The following is a 6,492-nucleotide window of genomic DNA, read 5'->3' on the forward strand; positions in this document are numbered from 1 at the left end:
GTTCCGGCCGCGCTGCCCCCGGGCGGAGGCGCGCTGCGCCGCCGAGCGGCCGCCGCTGGTGACCGTCGCGCCGGGCCACGCCGCCGCCTGCCACTTCGCCGCGGAGGTGCACCGTGCCGCCGGGTGAGGGCGCGCCCGCGCCGGCCCGCCCGATCCTGCGGGTGGAGGGCCTGGTCAAGCACTATCCGGTCACCCGAGGCGTGGTGATCAAACGGCCGGTCGGTCACGTGCGGGCGGTGGACGGCGTCGACCTGGAGCTGCGGCCCGGCGAGACGCTCGGCGTCGTGGGCGAGTCCGGCTGCGGGAAGTCGACCCTGGCGAGGCTGCTCCTGGCGGCCGAGCGGCCCACGGCGGGGACCGTGCGCTTCGACGGGCGCGACATCTTCGCCCTGCCGAAGGCGGAGCTGCGCGCGCTGCGCCGCCGCCTCCAGATGGTGCTGCAGGACCCGTACTCGTCGCTGAACCCGCGGATGACCGTCGGCGACATCGTCGGCGAGCCCTTCGCGGTCCACCCGGAGGCGGCGCCGAAGGGCGACAGGAGGGCGCGCGTGCGCGAGCTGCTGGAGCTCGTCGGCCTCGACCCCGCACACGCGGGCCGGTACCCGCACCAGTTCTCCGGCGGGCAGCGGCAGCGCGTCGGGATCGCCCGCGCCCTGGCGCTGCGGCCCGAGGTGATCGTCTGCGACGAGCCGGTGTCGGCGCTGGACGTCTCCGTGCGGGCGCAGGTGATGACCCTGCTCGCCGGGCTGCAGCGCGAGCTGGGGCTGGCGTACGTGTTCATCGCGCACGACCTCGCGGCCGTCCGGCAGATCTGCGACCGGATCGCCGTCATGTACCTCGGCACGATCGTCGAGACCGGGACCGAGCGGGAGATCTACGAGCACCCGACGCACCCGTACACCCAGGCGCTGCTGTCGGCCGTCCCCGTCCCCGACCCGGACGCGCCGGGCATGGACGGGCGGATCCGGCTGGACGGCGAGCCGCCGTCCCCGCTGGACCCGCCGTCCGGCTGCCGTTTCCGCACCCGGTGCTGGAAGGCGCGGGCCGAGTGCGCGGGGGAGGCCCCGGAGCTCGTGGCGCGGCCCGGCTCGGCGCATCCGAGCGCCTGCCACTTCGCCGGCGGGGAGACCCCCGCCGGGCACGGCTGACCCGCGGGCCCGCCGCGCCCGGCCGGAGATCACCGGCGCGGGTCAGCCGCGGCCGGGCAGCAGCAGGATGCCGTCGCCGACGCTGCGCTCGCCCGTCGCGTCGGACGGGTGGTTGACGAGCGTCCCGCCGGAGCGGGCCATCGTGGTGGAGCCGCCGCCGTCGAGGTTCATGGCCTGGACGGCGCCGAGGGCGCGCATCACCTTGGCGGTCTCCAGGATCGACAGGCCCTCGCTGTATCCCGCCGCGCGGCCGTCGGCGGCGACGAGCAGGAGCCGTCCGGCGGCGTCCACGCCCGCCATCGTGCGCGGGTTACGGCGCAGGGCCCAGTTGTAGTAGAACGACTGGTCCTCGCCCGTGTGCACCAGGCCGTCGCCCGCGGCGTTCACCCACACGCGCCCGTCGCGGACGAGCTGCGGACCCGCGCCGAGGATGGAGGTGTCACGGTCCAGGCGGACGGGGCGGCCGTTGTCGAGGACCCGCTCGGAGAAGGTCAGCCGCGTGCCCGGCCGCGCGTGGGCGCGCAGCCAGTCGACGGCCGTGCCGATCGCCTGGACGGTCCGCCCGCCGGCCGGGATGTCCGTGCCCCGCGACTCGCGGAACTCCGTCACCCGTCCCGCCGCGTCCAGCACGGCCTCCGCGCCGGGGCCGGCCGGGCTGGCCGCGCCGTACACGGGGGTGAAGGACACCAGCTCGTCGGGGTCGGTGCAGGTGACGTCGTGCTGCGGGAGCTGGGTCGGCTGGTCGCCGCCCACGCCGCCGCAGTTGTCGACGCGGCCGGGCAGGCGGTTGATCCCGTCCAGCTCGCGGGCGGCCCGGTCCTGCGCGCGGACGCCGAGGTCGGTGGACAGCTGCGCGAAGCGGACGCGGCGGCCGTCGCGCGGCAGGATCATCGCCGTGCGGCCGTTGTTGGCCTCGCTGGTCAGCTCGCCGTCCAGGACGTGCAGGCCGGCCGGCCCTCCCTTGGCGGCCGGGGTGAAGTACGTGCCGTTGACGCCCGCGACGGCGCCGGTGGAGCGGACCAGGTCCGAGACGCGGTCCACGGTGGTCAGGGGCCCGCCGGTCGAGGAGACGACGCGGCCGCCGAACCGGCGGGGGTCGATGGTGAGGACGTGCAGGCGCCACGGGCCGGTGGCCGCGTCGCCGTCCTGGGCGGTGTAGGAGGCGGCCGCGGTGAACCCCGCGGCGGTGAGCGCCGGGAGGTCCTTGCGGGCCTCGTCCTCGGTGGCGTAGCGGCCGACGCGGACGATGTACCCGGTCACCCCGGGGCGCACGTCGGCGAACCGGGGTCCCCGCACGGCCTCCACGCGGGGCCGGAACCCGGCGGCCTCGAGGCGGTGCGCGAGGTCGTCGGCGGTGGCGCGCGGGCCGATGACCGCGGACGCGTTGCCGGGGACGGCCATGCGCAGGTGCAACGTCCATGCGTCGGCGTCGGACTTGGCGCCGCGCACGATGTGCGTCAGCGTGACGCCGGGGGCGAGCTGCTCGGTGTCGCGCTCCTCGTGCAGGGACGCGGGGCCGAGGGGAAGGGTGCGGGCGCCGTGAGAGGCGCCGTGAGAGGCGCCGTGCGCGTGGGCGGATGCGGGGGCGGATACGGCCACGGAGGCCGCTGCCGCCGCGCTCAGTACCGCCGTGAACAGGGAAATCGTTGGGGGACGTCGCATGGCGTCATGGTCGCGGCGGTCGGTGAAGCGCGGGTGATCTCCTGGTGATCACTGGACGGCGCCGGGTCGCCGCGGGCCGCGCGCGGGTGTTCCGTAGGGTGGGGGGATGGCGCGCAAGGGCAGGCCGGATCCCGGGCCGAACCGGTTCCCGATCGCCGGCGGGGAGGCCGAGCTCCTGCGGGACGCCGACCGTGACGGCGGCTGGATGCTGCTCGTGGGCGGGGTGCCGCAGTCCTACGTCGACCTGTCCGACCCCACCTACCTCGACTTCGAGTACATGCGGCTGATGGGCGACGTCGTGGACGCCCTCGCGCCGGCGGGCCGGGCGCTGGACGCCGTGCACGTCGGCGGCGCCGGGTGCACGCTGCCGCGCTACGTCGCCGCGACCCGGCCGGGGTCGCGGCAGATCGTGCTGGAGCAGGACGGCGCGCTGGTGCGGCTGGTCCGCGAGCGGCTTCCGGTCAAGGGCGTGGCGGGCCTGCGGATCCGGGTCGCCGACGGGCGCGGCGGGGTCGCGGCGCTCCCCGACGCGGCCGACGACCTGGTGGTCATGGACGCGTTCGCGGAGGCGTCCATGCCGGTCGAGCTGGCGACCCGCGAGTTCGTGCTGGACGCGGCGCGGGTGCTGCGGCCCGGCGGCGCCTACCTGGTGAACGTCGCCGACGGGTTCCGGCTGCCGTTCGCCCGCCGTGTCGCCGCGACGGTGCGGTCGGTGTTCCCGCACGCGCTGCTGATGGGCGACCCGGGGGTGCTGCGGGGCCGCCGGTTCGGCAACCTCATCGTCGCCGCGTCGCGGGAGCCGCTGCCGGTGGCGGAGCTGACCCGGCGCGCGGCGGGCGGCATCGTCCGGGCCCGGCTGGTGGAGGGCGGTGACCTGACCGCCTTCTGCGCCGGGGCCGCGCCGCTGCTGGACGGTGAGGACGTCACGGTGCCGGTCCCGCCGCCTCAGGTCTTCGGACGGTCCTGACCGTCCCTGGCGGCGTCCCGGACCTGCGGCGCGCGCCGCTGCGACGATTCGGCCCGGCCGGCGATGACATGATTACCGAGGTTACGGAAAGGCTCGTTGTGGTGTTCCGGGCCGAAATGAATTCGCGGCGCGGCGGCGCGGCGTTGATCGTTTCTGGGACCCCGGCCGCCGGGGATTCCGGTCCGGTTTCCCGTGTCGTATCGGCCGCATCGGGACGCTCCATGTCCCATAATCGAGCGATGGAGTCGTCCACCCGAATTCTCATTCTCGGCATGGATTCGTCGGGGAGAATACTCCAGTTCGACCGAAACGCCGCCGCTGTTCTGTCCGGTAAACCGGACGGGCTGCTCGGCGCCCGCCTGGACGAGGTGATCGCCGGAGCGTGGGCGCCGCTGCTGGAGGCGCTCGCGGGCGGACGGGAGCGCACCGCCAAGCTCTCCGTGGAGACGCCCTCCGGCGGGACGCTCGACGCCGTCGTCACCGTCCACCCGATGAACGGCGGCGCGCCCGGCCTCGCGGCGCTCGCCGTCGTCAAGGTTCCGGTGCCGCTCGCCGACCGGTTCGTCGACCCCGCGGTGATCCGCCGGGCCCTGCTGGACGACGCGCTCCCGCGCATCGGCGCCACGCTCGACCTGGACCTGCTGGCGCGCGGGCTGATGGACGTGCTGATCCCGCACTTCTGCAACTCCGGCGCCCTGCTGCTGCTGGAGAGCCTGCTGGACGCCGACGCGCCCCCGGCGGTCGCGGACGGATGCCTGCTGCGCCGCCTGGCCATCGGGTTCGACGACGGCGACTCGGCGTGGGACGCGGCCTTCCCCACGGGCGAGACCCTCGTCTACCCGCAGGGGACGCCCTACACGCGCTGCATGCGCACCGGTGAGCCGGTGCTGGTCGGGTTCGGCGGGGACGGCGCGGCGGAGCTGGCCGCCGTCTGGCGCCGCCCGCCCGTCGCCGACCTGCTCAAGGGCGCCTCGATGTTGTTACTGCCGCTCCACGCGGGCGGCGGCGTCGTCGGCTTCTTCGTCTGCTGCCGCAACGTCGCGCACCGCCCCTTCGACGCCTACGACGTCGAGATCGGCATGCAGTTCGCCTCCCGCGCGTCCATCCTCATCGAGAGCGCCCGCCGGTACGGGCGCGAGCGGGCCACCGCGCTGACCCTGCAGCGCAGCCTGCTGCCGACCGGCCTGTCGGCGCCGTCGCCGGTCGAGGTGCACCACCGGTACCTGCCGGGCAGCCGGCTGATCGAGGTGGGCGGCGACTGGTACGAGTCCATCGCGCTGCCGGGCGCCCGCGTCGCGCTGGTCGTCGGCGACGTCGCCGGGCACGGCGTCAAGGCCGCGGTCACCATGGGCCGGCTGCGCACCGCCATCCACACCCTCGCCGGGCTGGAGCTGCCGCCCGCCGAGGCCCTGGAGCGGCTCGACTCCCTGATGCGCACCCTCGGCGAGCGCGAACCGCACTTCGCCACCTGCGCCTACGTCGTGTACGACGCGGTCAGCGGCCGGTGCGAGGCCGCCAGCGCCGGGCACCTGCCGCCGCTGCTCGCGCCGCCCGGCGGCGAACCGCGCTACCTGGACGTGCCGCCCGCGCCGCCGCTCGGCGTCGGCGACGGGCCGATCGTCAGCCGCGAGTTCACCGTCGAGGACGGCACGCTGCTGTTCCTGTACACCGACGGCCTGGTGGAGAACCGCGCCCGCGACATCGACGACGGGCTCGCGCGGCTGCGGCGCACCTTCGGCTCCGGCGCCGCCGCCCGGCCGCTGGAGGAGCTGTGCCAGGCCGCGCTGGACGGCGTCTACGACGACCAGCACCGCGACGACATCGCGATGCTCGTGGCGCGGCTGCGGCGGATCCCGGCCGACCACCACGCCACCTGGGAGCTGCCCGCCGAGCCCGCGGCGGTGCGCCGCGCCCGCGGGCTCGTCCGCGACCGGCTCGCCCGCTGGGACCTGCACGAGCTGGCCGACTCGACGGCGCTGCTGGTCTCCGAGCTGGTCACCAACGCGATCCGGCACGCCGGCGGCCGGGTCACGCTGCGGCTCGTCCGCGAGGGCGGGCTGGTCTGCGAGGTGTTCGACCGCGCCGACGGCCGTCCCCGCGTCCACCACGGCGGCGAGGACGAGATGCCCGAGACGGGCCGCGGCCTGCACGTCGTCGGGCGGCTCGCGCAGCGCTGGGGCGTCCGCCGCACCGCCGGCGGCAAGGTCGTCTGGTGCGAACAGGAACTGCCCTAGGGCCGGCGCCGCCCGGGGGCGGGGCCGCCGTGCTCAGGACAGCACCGAGATGTGCACGTGGTCGTAGTGGTTCTGGGTGATGCTCCCGCGATCCTCCATGGGACGCCATCCGCCGCCGCGCACGTTCCAGATGCGCTGCCTCCAGATGACGTAGGAGATGCCGAGCCGCCGGGCGTCGCCGATCGCGTACTGGGCGACCTGGTCGCCGTGCCGCCGCGCGTTCGCGCTCGGCATGACCCCCGCCGTGCCCTCCATGAAGTCGCACGCCCGGCCGTCGCCGTGGTCCCGGGGGTCGCCGGTCGAGCGGTGGCAGCCGATCGCCGGGAACGGGCCGAACATCTCGGCGATCTCCAGCAGGACGTGCCGCATCACCGGCGTCATCATGTTGCCCGTGATCGGCGAGCCGCCCGGCGGCGCGCCGTCGGGACGGCCCGTGACGCGCGGCGCGCCCACGCCCGCCCCCGCGGCCCCCGGCCGCTCC

The 6,492-nt window shown here is 75.9% G+C and carries 5 protein-coding genes; 3 read left to right on the forward strand and 2 right to left on the reverse strand.

The features are described from left to right. The first annotated feature begins 113 nt into the window (after positions 1 to 113). On the forward strand, positions 114 to 1,148 hold the full coding sequence (locus E1291_RS37550) for an ABC transporter ATP-binding protein (protein WP_131742805.1): 1,035 nt from the start codon (positions 114 to 116) through the stop codon (positions 1,146 to 1,148). Positions 1,149 to 1,190: 42 nt separating this feature from the next. Here E1291_RS37550 and E1291_RS37555 read toward each other — a convergent pair whose 3' ends face one another. After that, a complete protein-coding gene (locus E1291_RS37555; protein ID WP_131742806.1) occupies positions 1,191 to 2,810 on the reverse strand; it encodes a phosphodiester glycosidase family protein in 1,620 nt (539 codons plus the stop codon). 106 nt (positions 2,811 to 2,916) lie between these two features. Here E1291_RS37555 and E1291_RS37560 point away from each other — a divergent pair, with 106 nt between their 5' ends. Together E1291_RS37560 and E1291_RS37565 are read left to right on the forward strand one after the other, a co-directional pair. Then, complete coding sequence (locus E1291_RS37560) at positions 2,917 to 3,777, forward strand: spermidine synthase (protein ID WP_131742807.1); 861 nt, start codon at positions 2,917 to 2,919, stop codon at positions 3,775 to 3,777. Between the two features lie 272 nt (positions 3,778 to 4,049). Then, a complete protein-coding gene (locus E1291_RS37565) occupies positions 4,050 to 6,011 on the forward strand; it encodes an ATP-binding SpoIIE family protein phosphatase (protein WP_131742808.1) in 1,962 nt (653 codons plus the stop codon). Positions 6,012 to 6,044: 33 nt separating this feature from the next. Here the strand turns inward: E1291_RS37565 and E1291_RS37570 are convergent. After that, a partial coding sequence (locus E1291_RS37570; protein WP_503108257.1) for a VldE C-terminal domain-containing protein occupies positions 6,045 to 6,492 on the reverse strand: 448 nt, incomplete at its 5' end.

Source organism: Actinomadura roseirufa, from assembly GCF_900659635.1.
In the GTDB taxonomy this organism is placed as follows: Bacteria; Actinomycetota; Actinomycetes; order Streptosporangiales; family Streptosporangiaceae; genus Spirillospora; species Spirillospora roseirufa.

Bases quoted from the DNA above. Each gene is read 5' to 3' on its own strand.
- E1291_RS37555 (WP_131742806.1), bottom strand. From the start codon at position 2,810: ATGCGACGTCCCCCAACGATTTCCCTGTTCACGGCGGTACTGAGCGCG.
- E1291_RS37560 (WP_131742807.1), top strand. From the start codon at position 2,917: ATGGCGCGCAAGGGCAGGCCGGATCCCGGGCCGAACCGGTTCCCGATC.
- E1291_RS37565 (WP_131742808.1), top strand. From the start codon at position 4,050: ATGGATTCGTCGGGGAGAATACTCCAGTTCGACCGAAACGCCGCCGCT.